Source organism: Streptomyces decoyicus, from assembly GCF_019880305.1.
Classification (GTDB): domain Bacteria; phylum Actinomycetota; class Actinomycetes; order Streptomycetales; family Streptomycetaceae; genus Streptomyces; species Streptomyces decoyicus.
Window position 1 is genome coordinate 3,499,886 of the sequence record NZ_CP082301.1, and the last position, 16,652, is coordinate 3,516,537.

The 16,652-nt window shown below is 69.8% G+C and carries 16 protein-coding genes and 1 tRNA gene; 13 read left to right on the forward strand and 4 right to left on the reverse strand.

Going from position 1 to position 16,652, the window contains the following annotated elements; all coding sequences use genetic code 11:
- Window positions 1-41 precede the first annotated feature (41 nt).
- Together K7C20_RS15215 and K7C20_RS15220 are read left to right on the forward strand one after the other, a co-directional pair.
- Window positions 42-560, forward strand: coding sequence for a YwqJ-related putative deaminase (locus K7C20_RS15215; RefSeq protein ID WP_030082525.1), 519 nt, complete (start codon window positions 42-44; stop codon window positions 558-560).
- Window positions 561-568: 8 nt separating this feature from the next.
- A complete protein-coding gene (locus K7C20_RS15220; protein WP_030082527.1) occupies window positions 569-1,132 on the forward strand; it encodes an SUKH-3 domain-containing protein in 564 nt (187 codons plus the stop codon).
- 363 nt (window positions 1,133-1,495) lie between these two features.
- Here K7C20_RS15220 and K7C20_RS15225 read toward each other — a convergent pair whose 3' ends face one another.
- A complete protein-coding gene (locus tag K7C20_RS15225) occupies window positions 1,496-2,992 on the reverse strand; it encodes a sensor histidine kinase (protein ID WP_078953235.1) in 1,497 nt (498 codons plus the stop codon).
- 156 nt (window positions 2,993-3,148) lie between these two features.
- Between K7C20_RS15225 and K7C20_RS15230 the strand changes: the two genes are divergently transcribed.
- The 7 genes from K7C20_RS15230 to K7C20_RS15260 all read left to right on the forward strand — a co-directional run bounded on the left by K7C20_RS15230 (window position 3,149) and on the right by K7C20_RS15260 (window position 8,826).
- The gene (locus tag K7C20_RS15230) at window positions 3,149-3,949 is read left to right on the forward strand and encodes a hypothetical protein (RefSeq protein ID WP_030082531.1); all 801 of its coding nucleotides are present in this window, start codon (window positions 3,149-3,151) and stop codon (window positions 3,947-3,949) included.
- A gap of 29 nt (window positions 3,950-3,978) precedes the next feature.
- A tRNA-Gln gene (locus K7C20_RS15235) sits at window positions 3,979-4,050 on the forward strand.
- A 130-nt stretch (window positions 4,051-4,180) separates the two neighbouring features.
- Window positions 4,181-5,638, forward strand: a complete 1,458-nt coding sequence (glmU, locus tag K7C20_RS15240) for a bifunctional UDP-N-acetylglucosamine diphosphorylase/glucosamine-1-phosphate N-acetyltransferase GlmU (RefSeq protein ID WP_053209363.1) — start codon at window positions 4,181-4,183, stop codon at window positions 5,636-5,638.
- A 72-nt stretch (window positions 5,639-5,710) separates the two neighbouring features.
- Window positions 5,711-6,685, forward strand: coding sequence for a ribose-phosphate diphosphokinase (locus K7C20_RS15245; protein WP_006605140.1), 975 nt, complete (start codon window positions 5,711-5,713; stop codon window positions 6,683-6,685).
- Window positions 6,686-6,893: 208 nt separating this feature from the next.
- On the forward strand, window positions 6,894-7,490 hold the full coding sequence (locus K7C20_RS15250) for a 50S ribosomal protein L25/general stress protein Ctc (protein ID WP_030082535.1): 597 nt from the start codon (window positions 6,894-6,896) through the stop codon (window positions 7,488-7,490).
- Window positions 7,491-7,634: 144 nt separating this feature from the next.
- Complete coding sequence (gene pth / locus K7C20_RS15255; RefSeq protein WP_030082537.1) at window positions 7,635-8,222, forward strand: aminoacyl-tRNA hydrolase; 588 nt, start codon at window positions 7,635-7,637, stop codon at window positions 8,220-8,222.
- Between the two features lie 79 nt (window positions 8,223-8,301).
- Window positions 8,302-8,826 (forward strand): hypothetical protein, encoded by a 525-nt coding sequence (locus tag K7C20_RS15260; RefSeq protein WP_078953234.1) that lies wholly within the window; start codon window positions 8,302-8,304, stop codon window positions 8,824-8,826.
- 66 nt (window positions 8,827-8,892) lie between these two features.
- Here K7C20_RS15260 and ppc read toward each other — a convergent pair whose 3' ends face one another.
- Entirely contained in the window at window positions 8,893-11,625 is a 2,733-nt protein-coding gene (gene ppc / locus K7C20_RS15265; protein WP_409351347.1) for a phosphoenolpyruvate carboxylase, read from the reverse strand.
- A gap of 334 nt (window positions 11,626-11,959) precedes the next feature.
- On the opposite strand from ppc, the gene K7C20_RS15270 reads away from it, so the two are divergent.
- Complete coding sequence (locus K7C20_RS15270) at window positions 11,960-12,973, forward strand: acyl-CoA desaturase (RefSeq protein ID WP_030082545.1); 1,014 nt, start codon at window positions 11,960-11,962, stop codon at window positions 12,971-12,973.
- Between the two features lie 22 nt (window positions 12,974-12,995).
- Window positions 12,996-13,679 (forward strand): TetR/AcrR family transcriptional regulator, encoded by a 684-nt coding sequence (locus K7C20_RS15275; RefSeq protein WP_030082547.1) that lies wholly within the window; start codon window positions 12,996-12,998, stop codon window positions 13,677-13,679.
- 93 nt (window positions 13,680-13,772) lie between these two features.
- Here the strand turns inward: K7C20_RS15275 and K7C20_RS15280 are convergent, their stop codons facing one another.
- Both K7C20_RS15280 and K7C20_RS15285 read right to left on the reverse strand, forming a co-directional pair.
- A complete protein-coding gene (locus tag K7C20_RS15280; protein ID WP_030082549.1) occupies window positions 13,773-14,102 on the reverse strand; it encodes a VOC family protein in 330 nt (109 codons plus the stop codon).
- A gap of 60 nt (window positions 14,103-14,162) precedes the next feature.
- Complete coding sequence (locus K7C20_RS15285) at window positions 14,163-14,987, reverse strand: trans-aconitate 2-methyltransferase (protein WP_030082550.1); 825 nt, start codon at window positions 14,985-14,987, stop codon at window positions 14,163-14,165.
- Window positions 14,988-15,151: 164 nt separating this feature from the next.
- Between K7C20_RS15285 and K7C20_RS15290 the strand changes: the two genes are divergently transcribed.
- Window positions 15,152-15,649 (forward strand): MarR family winged helix-turn-helix transcriptional regulator, encoded by a 498-nt coding sequence (locus K7C20_RS15290; protein ID WP_030082551.1) that lies wholly within the window; start codon window positions 15,152-15,154, stop codon window positions 15,647-15,649.
- Between the two features lie 201 nt (window positions 15,650-15,850).
- Window positions 15,851-16,645: an SDR family NAD(P)-dependent oxidoreductase gene (locus tag K7C20_RS15295; protein WP_053209361.1), complete on the forward strand. Its 795-nt coding sequence runs from the start codon at window positions 15,851-15,853 to the stop codon at window positions 16,643-16,645.
- The last annotated feature ends 7 nt before the right edge of the window (window positions 16,646-16,652 follow it).

The window sequence follows — 16,652 nt, forward strand, 5'->3', positions numbered from 1 at the left end:
ACCCCCAGTACCACGGGGATTCGGGGAGGGAAAGCAGCACCATGAGCACCACCGCACGTCATCACCACTCAGCCGCCGGCGACCCCCGCATCGGCTGGAGCGGCACCGCCGACGCCCATCGCGCGCCCGCCCTCCACCACCGCCGCGACGGCATCCTCCCCACCATCGGCGCCGCCCTGTCCGTACGCGGACAAACCCTCACCTGCACCGCGAGCAAGGCCGAACAGCCCCCCGCCCTGCACCCCCTGGTCCAGGATTTCCTCGACACCCTCGCCACCGCACAGCGCGAACGTTTCACCGGACGCTGCCCCGAAGCGGTCCTGCTCTCCCGCCACCTCACCGCCGTCGAGGGCAACCGCGGCAAACGCGCCTCCCGAAAACCCCTCACCAATGGCGAAGCCCGCCGCTCCCTGAAACACTCCAAGATCACCGCACGCCATATCCGCGAGGACGGCGACCCCCAGCACGGCAGCTACGCCCCGCCCTGCCGCTCCTGCGACGCACTCCTCGCCCACTTCGGCGTCATGCCCATCAGCGGCACCACGCCCACAGGAAGCTGACCGCCACCATGCCGCCCACCACCCCCGGCCCCCGTTCCGCCGACCACGACCGCACCGACTCGACCCGCTTCCCCGCCGCCGTCGACGTCGCCCTCCAGGAAGCCGGCTGGCAACCCGGACGCTGGGACATACAGCAGGCGGAACACTGGGCCGACGCCCTCCGCGCCCACGCCTCCCCCGCCGGGCACCGCCACACCGTCTTCCCCGCCGCCGTCGAGGCCTGGGCGGAATTCGGCGACCTCCACATCACCGGCCCCGGCCCCGGCCGCCACATCGCCCCCACCCCGTTCGCCATCAACCCCCTGCACGGCCTCCACCTCGCCCGCACCCTCGGCGACCTCGGCCGCGCACTGGAAACCGACGTGGCCCCCCTCGGCCGCGAAGAACTCACCGCCCCCGACGGCACCACCTACAGCCAGGCCGCCCTCGCCATCGACACCGAAGGCCGCGTCTACAGCCTCGACCACACCGGCGACTGGTACCTGGGCCCCGACCTCGACACCGCACTGGGGACGCTGGTGCTGGGGACGCGGCCGAGCCGGCTCGGATTCGCGGCCCACGTTTCCGAATGACGTTGCCCCACGTTGTTTTCTGCGGCGCCGTTTTGCTTCTCGTTGTTCGACTCCGGCGGGGATGGGGTGGGTGGGGTTTGGGCGGGGGCCGCTTGCTGTGTGTGGTGGGTGCCGGTGGCGGGCCTCCGGGGCACCCCCTCCCGCCCGGGATGGCGACCCCCGCCCGGTGTGGGTGAAGGTTTTCAAAAACCAGAAGCCCGGCCGCATCGTGGCGCGGCCGAGCTTCTGGTCTTTGGTTTTCTCCTGCTCCCCACCCCGGAGGCCCCGAACCCGGCACCCACCACACACCCGGGGCCCCACCCACACAACCAACCCCGCCCCCGCCGAAGGCGGGAAAAACCCACAGAAACAAAAACGGCGGGGTCACCCGGCAACGTGGGAAACAGCACCAAGAGGCAACACAGCCGAAACCCGAAAGCCCCCCGCCTCCGTCGGACCAGAGACGAACACGCCGCCCAGCGCCGTCACCCGCTCCCGCATCCCGACCAGGCCGTTGCCGCCGCTCGGCAGACCCGCATCGGCCGCGCCGCCCTCACAGGGGCCGTTCTCCACCTGGACTGCGAGCTCGCCCTCCCGGTGCGCCAGCCGCACCCGCGCCCGCGCGCCCGGCGCATGCTTGTGCACATTCGTGAGCGCTTCCTGGACCACGCGGTACACGGTCCGCTCCACCCGCGCCGCATACCGGCGCCCGGCAACAGCGGCTGCCTCCCCCTCGGCCGCCTCCCCCTCGGCGGACTCGTCCACCAACAGCTCGACCACCATCCCGGCCGCCCGGGACTGCCCCACCAGATCCGCCAGCTCCGTCAGACACGGCCCCTCGGCATCCGCGTCCCCCGCACCGGGCACCGACGACTCCGCCCCGGCAACGGACGCTCCGGCCGACGAGGACACGGCCGAAGTCCCGTCCGCCGACGGCTCCGGAACCCGCGCCTGCACCGTCGCCTTCGCCCCCGCCCGGGAAGCCACCGCCGCCAGCCGCTCCGGCGCATCCGACGCCGCGGTGCCACGCCCCGACGCCCCGTCGGCCGTACGCAACACCCCCAGCATCTCCCGCAGCTCCGTCAGCGCCTGGCGCCCCATGTCGCCGACCAGCCCCGCGTTCTTCGACGCCTTCTCCGGATCCTTCAACGCCACCGCCTGAAGCGCGGCCGCGTGCACCACCATCAGACTCACCCGGTGCGCGACCACGTCGTGCATCTCCCGCGCGATCCGGGTCCGCTCCTCATTACGGGCCCACTCGGCCCGCTCCTCGGCCCGGTCCGCCAGCAACGACAGCTCGCGCTCCAGACCGTCCGCCCGCTCCCGCAGGCTCTCCACCAGCCGCCGCCGGGCCGCGATGTACAGACCCCACAACACCGGCGGCGCCGTCAGCACCAGGCCCACCGCCAGCGCCATCAGCGGCACGAACCACATCGGCGGATGGAAGTCCTGCTGCGTCGCCACGTCCTCCCGCAGCGTGAGGAAGGTCGTCACCAACGTCCCCACGACCGTCATGCCCGCCAGCAAGCCCGTGATCCGGCGCGGCACATCCGACGCGGCGAGCGTGTACAGCCCCACCACGCTCAGCAGCCCGCCCATCTCCGCAGGCATCACCGCGATCGAGACCAGCACCACCACCACAGGCCACCGCCGGCGCACCAGCAACACCGGCCCCGCCAGCAGGCCGAGCAGCATCCCCAGCAGCTCGGGCACCTGCGCCTCATGCGCGAAATTCGCGCCCTCCACGACACATTCCAATGCGGAAGCGACCGCCAGAAGCACATCCAGCACGGCGCTCCGCCGCCGGGCCCACCACCACGGCCCGTTACTCACCGGCGCACCCCGCGCGCCCACACCTTCACTTGCCCCCGTCGCGGTCATACCGCCCAGCCTACGGGCGCCCGCCCCCGATTCCCCGACCCAATACCGGTCACGGATCAGGCCCATTACCAGCCCTTACCGCTGGTTATCCCTCGAACTGTTGAATCGCCCACATTTTCGCCTCTTCGACACACCTGGACGCGGCATCCTGTTCCCATGCCGAACACCCATCGGAACCACCCCGACTACGAGGCGTTACGCCCCCAGGCCGTCGCCCTGCGCCGCGCCGGCCTGAGCCGCCGTCAGATCCGCGACCGCCTCCACGTCCACAACAACGACATCCTCAACCGCCTCCTCGAAGGCATTCCCGCCCCCGAATGGACCCGCCGCCCGAACACCAAGGACGACTTGCGCGAGCGGGCCCGCACACTACGGAAGGCGGGCAGGACCTACGACGAGATCCAGGTCGAGCTGGGCTGCTCCAAGAGCTCGATCTCGCTGTGGGTACGGGATCTGCCGAAGCCGCCGCCGCGCCGCACCCCGGCCGAGCAGGCCCGGATCGCCCGTGAAAAGCGCTGGGAGCACGAGCTGGCAGTGCGGGACAGTGAACGCCGCCGGACGAAGAGCGCGGCAACCCAAGAGGTCGGTGAGCTGTCGGACCGGGAGCTCCTCTTCACCGGAGCTGCCCTCTACTGGGCCGAGGGCGCCAAGGACAAGCCGTATGCCCGGCGGGAACACGTCCAGTTCGTCAACAGCGACCCGGGCGTCATTCAGCTCTTCCACACGACTGCCGACGTGGAGGCGGCGGAGCGCTACTGGGCCGGACTCGTCGGTGTCGATGTCGCCACGTTCCAGAAGACCACGCTCAAGAAGCACAACCCCAAGACGGTCCGCAAGAACGTCGGGGAGGGTTACCGCGGCTGCCTGGTGATCAGGGTGCTACAAAGTGCAGAGCTATACCGTCGCATCGAAGGCTGGTGGTACGGCATAGTGTTGGGAGCCAAGCGGCCCGACTGACGGGATGTCCGCTTTGGGATGTTTCACTATCCCCTGTGGTGTAATTGGCAGCACTGAGGCTTTTGGTGCCTTATGTCCGGGTTCGAGTCCTGGCAGGGGAGCCCCGCTCAACGGGCAAATTTCGGGTCCTGACTACCAAGTCAGGACCCGCCCGCGTTTCGGCTGCTATACGCACCGGTATCCTTCGGGTGACCACCACCCGAAGTAGCCAAGAAGCCGAAGGGCATCCCCGTGAGCGCCAACCGCCCGGCAGCCGTCGTCGTTCTCGCAGCGGGTGAGGGCACCCGCATGAAGTCGGCGACCCCGAAGGTCCTGCACGCCCTCTGCGGCCGCTCCCTCGTCGGACATGTCGTCGCCGCCTCCCGAGAGCTGGATCCCGAGCATCTCGTCGTGGTCGTCGGCCATGCCCGTGAGCAGGTGCAGGCGCATCTCTCCGAGATCGACCCCGCCGCGCGCACCGCGGTGCAGCACGAGCAGAAGGGCACCGGCCACGCGGTCCGTACGGCCCTGGACGAGCTGAGCAACAGCGGTGTCGCCCTCGACGGCACCGTGATCGTCGTCTGTGGTGACACCCCGCTGCTGACCGGCGAGACCCTCCGGCTGCTCAGTGACACGCATGCGGCGGACGGCAATGCCGTGACCGTCCTGTCCGCCGAGGTCCCGGACTCCACCGGCTACGGGCGCATCGTGCGCGAGGCGGGCACCGGCGCGGTGACCGCGATCGTCGAGCACAAGGACGCCACCGCCGGCCAGCGCGCGATCCGTGAGATCAACTCGGGGGTCTTCGCCTTTGACGCGCGACTGCTCGTGGATGCGCTCGGCAAGGTGCGTACGGACAACAGCCAGGGCGAGGAGTACCTCACCGATGTGCTGGGGATCGTGCGGGAGGCCGGGCACCGGGTCGGTGCGGCGGTGTCCGCCGATCACCGGGAGATTCTGGGGATCAACAACCGTGTGCAGCTGGCGCAGGCGCGCCGGCTGCTGAACGACCGGCTGGTGGAGCGGGCGATGCTGGCCGGCGTGACGGTGGTCGATCCGGCGTCGACGTGGGTGGATGTGTCGGTCACGTTCGAGCCGGATGCGACGGTCCACCCGGGTACGCAGCTGCTCGGTGCCACGCATATCGCCACGGGTGCCGAGGTGGGTCCGCATTCGCGGCTGACGGATACGTCGGTGGGTGCGGGCGCGGTGGCGTCGTTCACGGTGGCCGAGGGTGCGCGTATCGGTGAGGGTGCGAGTGTCGGCCCTTATGCGTATCTGCGGCCGGGGACGGATCTGGGTCCGAAGTCGAAGGCCGGTACGTACGTGGAGATGAAGAACGCGTCGATCGGCGAGGGCACGAAGGTGCCGCATCTGTCGTATGTGGGCGATGCCACGATCGGTGAGTTCTCCAATATCGGTGCGGCGAGTGTATTTGTGAACTACGACGGTGAGGCCAAACACCACACGACGGTCGGGTCGCATTGCAAGACGGGGTCGGACAACATGTTTGTGGCTCCGGTCACGGTCGGGGACGGCGCTTATACGGCGGCCGGCTCGGTCATCACCAAGGATGTGCCCCCGGGTTCGCTGGCGGTCGCGCGTGGCCAGCAGCGGAATATCGAGGGTTGGGTCGCGCGTAAGCGGCCCGGAAGCGCCGCCGCGCAGGCGGCTTCGGCTGCTCGTCAGGATTCCGAGGGCGAGCGGTGATCGTGCAAGGGGTGCGCCGTGCGGGGCGTACCGTGATGAACGCACGCAAACTGTGATTCGAGGAGATTTGCTGTGACCGGGATCAAGACGACCGGCGAGAAGAAGCTCATGCTCTTCTCCGGCCGCGCCCACCCCGAGCTGGCGGAGGAGGTCGCGCATCAGCTGGGTGTGGGCCTGGTCCCGACGAAGGCTTTCGACTTCGCCAACGGTGAGATCTATGTCCGTTATCAGGAGTCGGCGCGTGGCGCGGATTGCTTTTTGATTCAGAGCCACACGGCTCCGATCAATAAGTGGATCATGGAGCAGCTCATCATGATCGATGCGCTGAAGCGGGCTTCGGCGCGGAGCATCACGGTGGTCGTGCCGTTCTACGGTTATGCGCGGCAGGACAAGAAGCACCGTGGCCGTGAGCCGATTTCCGCGCGGCTGATCGCGGATTTGATGAAGACCGCGGGTGCGGACCGTGTGGTGACCGTGGATCTGCACACGGATCAGATCATGGGCTTCTTCGACGGTCCTGTGGATCATCTTTTTGCGCTTCCGGTCCTTGCGGACTACGTGGGCGCAAAGGTGGACCGCGACAAGCTGACGGTGGTGTCGCCGGACGCCGGCCGGGTGCGGGTCGCGGACCGTTGGTGTGACCGTCTGGGTGCGCCGCTGGCGATTGTGCACAAGCGGCGTGACAAGGACGTGGCGAATCAGGTCACCGTGCACGAGGTCGTCGGTGATGTGAAGGACCGGGTGTGTGTCCTGGTCGACGACATGATCGACACCGGTGGCACGATCTGTGCGGCGGCGGATGCGCTGTTCGCGAATGGTGCGTCGGATGTGATCGTGACGGCGACGCACGGTGTGCTGTCGGGTCCGGCGGCGGACCGGCTGAAGAATTCGAAGGTGAGCGAGTTCGTGTTCACGAATACGCTGCCGACGCCTTCGGAGCTGGAGCTGGACAAGATCACGGTGCTGTCGATGGCGCCGACGATCGCCCGTGCGCTGCGTGAGGTGTTCGAGGACGGTTCGGTGACGAGCCTCTTCGAGGAGCAGTGAGCTGAAGGCGGCGGGCCGGTCTGTGACGTAGTCCGGCGCTGATCGACTTTGGGGCGGCCTTCCGGCCGGGTAGACTCATCGAGTTGCTCGGCGAGGGAGGCCGCCCTTTTGTGGCGGCTGTCCGTTATCGACGCGCTCTTCGTAGCAGGTCTGTCGTGGGCCGGGTGACGCCCACCAGAGGTTTTTCTGCGATACGAGGAGTGCTGTCATGGCTGAGGTCAAGCTCACCGCCCAGGTTCGTAACGACTTCGGTAAGGGTGCCGCGCGCCGTGCGCGCCGCGCCGACCTGGTTCCCGCGGTCATTTACGGTCACGGCGAGGAGCCGCAGCACGTGGCGATCCACAACCACGCGCTGATGATGGCCCTGAAGACGCCGAACGCGCTGATCCGCCTGGAGTTCGACGGCAAGAACGAGCTGGTCATCCCCAAGGCCGTGCAGCGTGAGGCGATCCGCCAGTTCCTGGTGCACGTGGACTTCCTGGCCGTGAAGAAGGGCGAGAAGGTCTCCGTCGAGATCCCGATCCACGTCGAGGGCGACCTGGCTCCGGGCCAGCTCGTGCTGGAGCACGTGCTGAACACGCTGCCGATCGAGGCCGAGGCCACCCACATTCCGGAGTCGGTCACGATTTCCGTCGAGGGCCTGGACGCGGGCGCTTCGGTGCTGGCCAAGGACATCACGCTGCCGTCGGGTTCCTCGCTGGCCGTGGACGACGACGCGGTCGTGCTCCAGGTTGTCGCGGCGCAGGCCGAGGCTCCGGCCGAGGAAGGCGCCGAGGGCGAGGGCGCCGAGGGCTCCGAGGCCTGATTCGTTTTCCGCTGAGGCAGGTTCTCAGCGAGTGGTCCAGCCGCTGCCGCGCGCCGTTCGGGTGCGGGGTGGCGGTTGGGCTGTTTCATGGGCAGTTGCGGTCGGGGTCGGCGGGGTGTGCCGGCGGATGTGGGAGTGGCTGAGATGGCGGACGCTGATCCGTGGCTGGTGATGGGGCTGGGTAATCCGGGCCCGGAGTATGCGCGTAATCGCCACAATGTGGGCTTCATGGTGGCGGATTTGCTGGCGGAGCGGATGGGGGGCCGTTTCAAGGCGCACAAGGCGCGGGCGCAGGTGGTGGAGGGGCGTTGTGGTGCGCCGGGCCTGTCGAGTCGTCGTGTCGTGGTCGCGAAGCCGTTGTCTTTCATGAATCTGTCGGGTGGGCCGACGACGGCGTTGCGGGATTTCTACAAGGTGCCGGTCGGCAACATCATTGCGATTCATGATGAGTTGGATATCGATTACGGTGCGTTGCGGTTGAAGCTGGGTGGCGGTGACAACGGCCATAACGGTTTGAAGTCGATCACGAAGTCGCTGGGTGCGGAGTATCACCGGGTGCGGTTCGGGATCGGGCGTCCGCCGGGTCGTATGCAGGTGGCGGATTTTGTGCTGAAGGACTTTTCCTCGGCGGAGCGGCGCGAGCTGGATTACTTCGTGGATCGTGCCGCGGATGCGGTGGAGACGTTGATCGTGGACGGTTTGGAACGGGCGCAGAGTACGTACAACTCCTGAATGGGACAGCGGGGGTCAGGCTCTGACGAACCGTTGTCCGAGGTTGACCGGGTGCGGGTTATGGCCAAGGATCGCCGCCATGCCCAGAAGCAGTACGCGCACCAGTTCGGTCAGACGCAGCCGTACCCGTCGGGTCGGTGAGAGCGCCTATGGGGCGTTGCTTCTCGCCAGGACGGGGTTGATGGGTCTGCTGGCGTTGCTCCTGCTGGTGGCGGGGGTGTGGACGTCGTGGCACACGGCGCAGTACGCGATGCTCGTCAAGGCGCGGGAGCGCGGAACGATGACGGTGTCGGCGTGTGAGAGCGAGCGGTGCACCGGCTCGTATGTGCCGACGGGGGGCGATGGCCGGCCGCGGGCGAAGGTGACGATCGTGCAGGCGGCGGCGCCGGACAAGGGCGAGCGGGTCGAGGTGACGGTCAAGCCGGGGACGACGCAGGCGGTGCGGACCGGGTCGGCCGGGATATTGCATGCGTGGGTGCCGTTCGCGGGGTCGTTGCTGCTGGCGGCGCTGGTGGTGGCCGGGGGGATGCGGCTGCGGCGTACGGCGTGGGTGATGGGGTTGTTGGGGGCGGTGTTGTTGGGCGCGGCGTTCGCTGCGCTGTAGGGCGCGGACGACGGCGGCCCGTTCTCCCACCGGGGAGGACGGGCCGCCGTCGTATGCGGGGGTGCGTCAGCCGGTGTTGCGCAGTCCGGCGGCGACGCCGTTGACGGTGAGCAGCAGGGCTCGGGCGAGGACGGGGTCCGCCTCCTCGCCACGCTCGGCGGCGCTGCGCTGGCGGTCCAGCAGCGAGACCTGGAGGTAGGAGATCGGGTCGAGGTAGGCGTCGCGGATGTGGAAGGTCTGCCGCAGGACCGGGTTGGATTCGAGGAGTTCCTTCTCCCCGGTGACGCGCAGGACCTCGGCGACGGTGAGTTCGTGTTCGGCCTTGATGACGTCGAAGACGTGCTTGAGCTCGTCGGGCACGAGGGTGTCGACGTAGTGCTGGGCGATCCGCAGGTCGGTCTTGGCCAGCGTCATGGTGACGTTGGACAGGAAGTTGCGGAAGAAGTGCCAGTGCTCGTGCATTTCGTCCAGGACGCTGTCGAGTCCGGCTTCGCGGGCGGCCTTGAGGCCGGTGCCGACGCCGTACCAGCCGGGGACGATCTGGCGGGACTGGGTCCAGCCGAAGACCCACGGGATGGCCCGCAGTCCGTCGAGGCCGGCGCCGGAGTCGGGACGGCGCGAGGGACGCGAGCCCAGGTGGAGTTCGGCGAGCTGGTCGACGGGGGTGGAGGCGAAGAAGTACGCGGGCAGGTCGGGGTCCTCGACCAGGCGGCGGTAGGAGCCGTGGGCCGCCTCGGAGACGGTTTCCATGGCGGCGTCCCAGCGGGCCAGGGCCTCGTCGGACTGCCGGGGCTCGGTGTGCAGGGCGGAGGCCTGGAGCGTGGCGGCGACCGTCAGTTCCAGGTTCTCCCGCGCCAGCGACGGCACCAGGTACTTGTCGGAGATGACCTCGCCCTGTTCGGTGACCTTGATCTCGCCTTCGAGGGTCCCGTAGGGCTGGGCGAGGATCGCGTCGTGGGAGGGGCCGCCGCCGCGGCCGACGGTGCCGCCGCGGCCGTGGAAGAGGCGCAGCCGTACGCCGTGGCGGTGGGCGACGTCGCGCAGCAGGCGCTGGGCGCGGTGGATCTCCCACTGGGAGGTGGTGATGCCGCCGAACTTGGAGGAGTCGGAGTAGCCGAGCATGACCTCCTGGACGTCGTCGCGCAGGGCGACCAGGCGCCGGTAGGAGGGGTCGGAGAGCATCTCGTCGAGCAGCTGGTCGGCGATCTTCAGCTCGTCGGTGGTCTCCAGCAGCGGCACGATGCCGACCTTGGCCCAGCCGGCGTGCAGGTCGATCAGTCCGGCCTCGCGGGCGAGGACGGTGGCCGCGAAGACGTCGTCCGAGCCCTGGCACATGGAGATGATGTAGGACTCGACGACCTCGGGGCCGAAGGTCTCCTTGGCCTTGAGGATGGTGCGGAAGACGCCGAGGGTCTTGGCGCCGGCCGCGTCGAGGGGGGCTGGGGTGGGGGCCAGCGGGCGGCGGGAGCGCAGCTCCTTGGCGAGGAGCTTGCGGCGGTAGTCGCGCGGCATGTCCACGTAACGCCAGGATTCTTCGCCGAGGCGGTCGAAGAGCTGGCCGAGCGCGTGGTGGTGGGCGTCGGCGTGCTCGCGGATGTCCATGGTGGCGAGCTGGAGGCCGAAGGCGGCGATGGTGCGCAGGGTGCGCTCCAGGCGGCCGTCGGCGACCAGGCCGCCGCGGTGTTCGCGCAGCGAGGTCTGGATGAGGGCGAGGTCGTCGAGGAGTTCCGTGGTGCCGAGGTAGTCGCGGCCGGGGACGTGGGGGGTGTCGCCGGCGAGGCGCTCGCGGGTGTTGACGAGCTTCTGCCGGATGCAGGTCGCCTTGAGCCGGTAGGGCTCCTCGCTGTTCAGCCGCTTGTAGCGGGGGCTGATCTCCGGGAGGAGGTCGAGGTCGCGCTGGAGGGATTCCAGCAGCTCATCGGTGGCGCCGCAGTTGCGGATGGAGTTGGACAGGGCGCCGCGCAGCTCGTCGATGTGCTCCAGGGCGTCGGTGATGCCGTGCTCGTGCTGGAGGAGCAGGACGTCCCAGGTGACCTGCGGGGTGACGTTGGGGTTGCCGTCGCGGTCGCCGCCGATCCAGGTGCCGAAGGTGAGCGGGCGGGTGCCGGCGGGCAGCTCGGTGCCGGCCCGCTCCAGCTCGGCGGCGAGGTCTTCGAGGACGTCACCGACCGCGCCGCGGCCCAGCTCGTCGAGGTAGTAGATGGCGTTGCGGGCCTCGTCGGTGGGCTCGGGGCGGGCGACGCGCAGCTCGTCCGTCTGCCAGATGAGGTCGATGTTCTCGGCCAGGCGGAGGTCGGCGCGGCGGCGCTCGGGGTCCGCGCTGTCCAGCAGCTCGGCGACCTTGCGGAGCTTGGTGAGGACGGAGCGCCGGGCGGCCTCGGTGGGGTGCGCGGTGAAGACGGGGCGCACACCGAGGTGACGGGCGGTCTCACGCAGATGCTCGGGGTCGGCGTCCTTGAGCATGTCGGCGGTGCGGGCGAGGATGCCGCCCTCGGCGGCGCGCTTGGCGCCCAGCTCACGGCCGCGGTGGACCTGCTCGGTGACGTTCGCGAGGTGGAAGTACGTGGAGAAGGCGCGCACCAGCTTGGCGGCAGTGGCCAGGTCCGTGTCGCCCAGCAGCCGGGCCGCGGCCTCGCCGTCGGAGCGGGTCAGGGCGCGGACCCGCTCGACGAGGTCGAGGAGTTCCTGACCCTCCTGTCGGACGAGGGTTTCGCCGAGGAGATCGCCGAGGCGGCGGATGTCGGCGCGCAGGGCGAAATTGTCGCTCGGGCCGGGGTCGAGGCTCTCGACGGAGGCGATCTCGGCCGGAGTGTTGTCGGCACTGCTCACGGGTGCGGCTCCTTGCAGCGATCAGGGGCGTCGCGCCGCGGCTCGGGAGGGGTGGCGGCGGGCGACGCGTGGGCAGGTCTGATGGCGGGCGGGTTGCGGACCGCGCTGTCCGACGTTCCCCAGGATAGGTCTGCCCAGCGTCAGCAGATCACACCGTCCGCTGGGTGGGCATCTGCGTCGCAGGTGGGAGGTGTGGCGCCTGTCACGGCCTTGCCCGTGGTGGCGGCACTGCCATACTTACGAGACCGTAGGTTACGGTCCCGTAGCCGTAGCCGTGCCCCCGAGCCCCCCGACGAGGGACACCATGACCGCTCGACCTGAAGCCGTAGAAGATCCCCCGATTCCTGCTGATTCATCCGTCGGCCCGGCCGCCGGCGCTCCGGCGCCGTCCGCGACGCTGGGCGGCGAGCAGCGCCGGTCGGTCGAACAGATCACGCTCCTGCTCTTCATCACCGTCCCGTTCGTGGCGCTGGTCGCCGCGGTCCCGCTGGCCTGGGGCTGGGGGGTGAGCTGGCTGGATCTGGGACTGATGGTGGCGATGTACTACATCGGCTGCCATGGCATCACGATCGGCTTCCACCGTTACTTCACGCATGGCGCGTTCAAGGCGAAGCGACCGCTGCGGATCGCGCTCGCGATCATGGGGTCGCTGGCCGTCGAGGGACCGCTGGTGCGCTGGGTGGCGGACCACCGCAAGCACCACAAGTTCTCCGACGCCGAGGGCGACCCGCACTCCCCGTGGCGCTTCGGCGAGACGGTGCCGGCCCTGATGAAGGGCCTGTGGTGGGCGCACATCGGCTGGATGTTCGACGAGGAGCAGACCCCGCAGCAGAAGTACGCACCGGACCTGATCAGGGACGATGCGATCCGTACGATCTCCCGCCAGTTCGTCCTGTGGACGACGGTGTCGCTGATGATCCCGCCGCTGGTGGGCGGGCTGGTGACATGGTCCTGGCAGGGCGCGCTGACCGCGTTCTTCTGGGGCTCCCTGGTGCGCGTCGCGCTGCTGCATCACGTCACGTGGTCGATCAACTCCATCTGTCATGCGGTCGGCAAGCGCCCCTTCAAGTCCCGCGACCGCTCGGGGAACGTGTGGTGGCTGGCCGTCCTGTCCTGCGGCGAGTCCTGGCACAACCTGCACCACGCGGACCCGACCTGTGCCCGGCACGGCGTGCTGAGGGGGCAGCTGGACTCCAGCGCCCGGTTGATCCGCTGGTTCGAGAAGGCGGGCTGGGCGTACGACGTCCGGTGGCCGGACGCGTCGCGGATCGATGCCCGACGCGCGGAGGTGGCCGCCGGGGGTGCCTCTCGGCGGTAGCCGGGGAAGGCATGATTGACGGGTGGCGATCGACGACAGCAGCGCGAGCAACAGCAAGGGCAAGCCCTCCCCCGCGGGCACGCGGCGGGCCCGCAGGGTCCGGATGACGGGGGCGGAGCGCCGGGAGCAGCTGCTGGACATCGGTCGCACGCTCTTCGCCGAACGGGGCTACGAGGGAACCTCCGTGGAGGAGATCGCGGCGAAGGCCGGGGTTTCCAAGCCGGTGGTCTATGAGCACTTCGGCGGCAAGGAGGGCCTGTACGCGGTGGTCGTGGACCGCGAGATGCGGCAGCTGCTGGACATGGTGACCGGCGCACTGACCGCCGGCCATCCCCGCGAGCTCCTCGAGCAGGCGGCGTTCGCGCTGCTCGACTACATCGAGACCTTCACCGACGGCTTCCGCATCCTGGTCCGCGATTCGCCCGTGGCCCAGTCGACAGGAACGTTCGCCTCGCTCATCAGCGATATCGCGACCCAGGTCGAGGACATCCTGGGCCTGGAGTTCAAGGCCCGTGGCTTCGATCCGAAACTGGCCCCGCTCTATGCGCAGGCCCTGGTCGGCATGGTCGCGCTGACCGGCCAGTGGTGGGTGGACACCCGTAAGCCGAAGAAGGCCGAGGTGGCGGCTCATCTGGTGAATCTGGCCTGGCACGGGCTGGGCAATCTGGAGGCGAAGCCGCGGTTGATAGGGCACCGGAAGAACTGAGCGACCGGGCCGGCCGCACGGGGCCGGTGCACGGTCCTGCTCGCGGGAGCCGGCTGCACGGTTGCGTCGCGCGGGCCCGGCCCGCCCGGACGGTCAGCCCTGCGGCTCCAGGAACTCCAGCCGGTTGCCGGCCGGGTCGACCGAGTAGAAGCGCCGATGGCCCGGCAGATGGTCGTCCCAGGTGACGGCGGCGCCCCCGGCGGTCAGCCGGGCGGCGAAGGCGTCGATGCCGTGGACGCGGATACCGGGGTGGGCCTTTTCCCGACGGGCCGTGCCGGCCTCGAACCAGCATCCTCCGCGGGCCGCGAGCGTCGGCGGCTTCGGGATCTCCGTCATGCCGAGGAGGTCCGCGTAGGAGGCGCGCAGGGCGTCTTCGGTGCCGGGGGGTGCGGCGAGCTGGATGTGGTCGAGGCCGGTGATCACGACGAGGTCACCTCGGAGGGGATGAGCCGGAGTGCGGCGGCGGGCAGGCGGGCGGCAGTGTCAGCAGGCCGCCGGTTTCCGGGCGACGGCGAAGATGCGGCGGAACGGGAAGACGGTGCCGTGGGGGCCGGTGGGGTAGGCCTGGCGGAGCGCGTCCCGGTATTCGGCAAGGAAGGCGTCGCGGGCGGCCGGGTCGTTCTCCAAGGCGGTCAGCACGGGGCGCAGGGCGGTGCCCTTGACCCAGTCGAGGACCGGGTCGTCGCCCTCCAGGAGCTGGACGTAGGTGGTTTCCCACACGTCCGCGGCGCAGCCGAGGTCGGTGAGGCGTTCCAGGTAGTCGGCCGGTTCGAGGATGTGGATGAAGCGGCGACCGTGGGTGGTGAGCCGTTCGCGCCACTGGGGGGCGTCGCACAGCTCGCCGAGGAGGGCGTGGCTGGGCGAGGTGAAGTTGCCGGGGACCTGGAAGGCGAACGTGCCGCCGGGAGTGAGGGCCTCGGTCCAACGGGCGAAGGATTCCGGGTGGTTGGGGACCCACTGGAGCGCCGCGTTGGAGACGATCAGGTCGTAGGTCTCCTCGGGCGCCCAGTCGGCGGCGTCGGCGAGGGCGAAGTCGAGGTGGCCGCCGCCCGGGGTGAATCCGGCGTGGTTCTCGGCTTCCTTGAGCATCTCCGGGGAGTTGTCGTATCCGGTGATGTGCGCATCGGGCCAGCGGGCGGCGAGCAGGGCGGTGACGTTTCCGGGACCGCAGCCGAGGTCGGCGATACGGGCGGGGCGGTCGGGCCGGGGCAGGCCGGGTATCCGGGCGAGAAGGTCGTGGAAGGGGCGGGTACGGTGCCCGGAGTGGCGGAGGTATTGCTGCGGATCCCAGGTTGGTGCGTCATGCATGATCGAAACCCCTTTGCCGATGCAGGGCTGACTCAAGGCTGGCACGGTCGGATTCGGGCCGTCTCGGCTGGAAACCGAGCCCTCGCCGACGATGCCCATAGTCCAGGAAAATATATCTCGACGTCAAGAGACTTCATGTCGACAGACCCTCTACACTGATCGTCATGGAGGACGAGGTCGATCGACTGGTCGCAGCATGGCGCCGCGAGCGCCCGGACCTCGACGTGGAACCACTTGAGGTGCTCAGCCGCGTCTCCAGGCTGGCCAGACACCTGGACCGGGCCCGCCGTATCGCCTTTTCCGAGGTGGGTCTGGAGCCCTGGGAGTTCGACGTGCTCACCGCGCTGCGGCGCGCCGGGGCGCCCTACCAGCTTTCCCCCGGGGCGCTGCTGACGCAGACGCTGGTCACCTCGGGGACGATGACCAACCGCATCGACCGGCTCGCCAAGAAGGACCTCGTCGAGCGGCTGCCCGACCCCAGCGACCGGCGCGGAGTGCTGGTCAGGCTGACGGCCGAGGGCCGCGACAAGGCCGACCAGTCACTGGCCGGGCTGCTGATCCAAGAGCGCGCCATTCTCGCCGAGCTCTCCCGTCAGCAGCGCGGTGAACTGGCCGGGCTGCTACGGCGGTTGACCGGGCCGTTCGACAACATCCCGGGGTAGCGGGCGTCCGCGGCGTCCGCCGGCGGCGGATGCGAGGGGTGCGACGGGTGCGACGGGTGCGAAAAACCGCGTGCCGGGGAAACGACGTGCGCCGTATTTGACGGAGCGTAAGCGGAGTGCGCGCGCCCCCTGAATCTGCGCGCGCCCCTCTCCTCCCGCGTCCCCTTGCCCGCCGCTCGTCCCGTGGGCTTGGATCGCGCCATGAGCCAGCAGCGCGCACCGCATCCGGCGAACGGCCCGTACGGCAAGCGGTTCGAGGGGCGCACGGTCCTGGTGACCGGGGCCGCCGCCGGGATCGGGGCGGCCACCGCCGACCGGCTGGCGGCCGAGGGCGCCGGCGTCCTGCTGCTGGACATCGACGACGCGCGCGGCGAACACACCGCGCGACGCATCCGGGCGGCCGGCGGCCGGGCCTCGTACGAGCACTGCGACGTGGCGGGCGAGGACGACTGGCGGCGGGCGGTCGAGGCGGCGCGGCAGCGCTACGGCCCGGTGGACGGACTGGTCAGCAACGCCTTTCTGCCCTCTGTCGCGGCCGCCGACCACACCCCGCTCGCGGACTGGGACCGGCAGCTCGCGGTCAATCTCACCGCCTCGTTCCTCGGCGTGCGCGCCGCCCTGGAGGATCTGCGGGCGCGCGCGGGCGCGGTGGTGCTGACCTCGTCGGTGCATGCGCTGATCGGGCTGCCGGGACGGCCCGCGTACGCCGCGGCCAAGGCCGGGCTGACCGGTCTGGGGCGCCAGCTGGCCGTCGAGTACGGGCCGGAGGTACGGGTCAACAGCGTGCTGCCGGGCCCCGTTCTGACGGCGGCCTGGGACGGTATCGGCGAGGAGGAACGGCAGGCCAGCGCCGCGGAGACGGCGGCGCGGCGGCTGGGCCGGCCCGAGGAGGTCGCCGCCGCCATCGCCTTTCTGCTGTCGGCCGAGGCGTCCTTCGTCACGGGCGCGAGCCTCGTCGTCGACGGCGGCTGGAGCGTGTACAAGAACTCTTCGTGAGCCGATC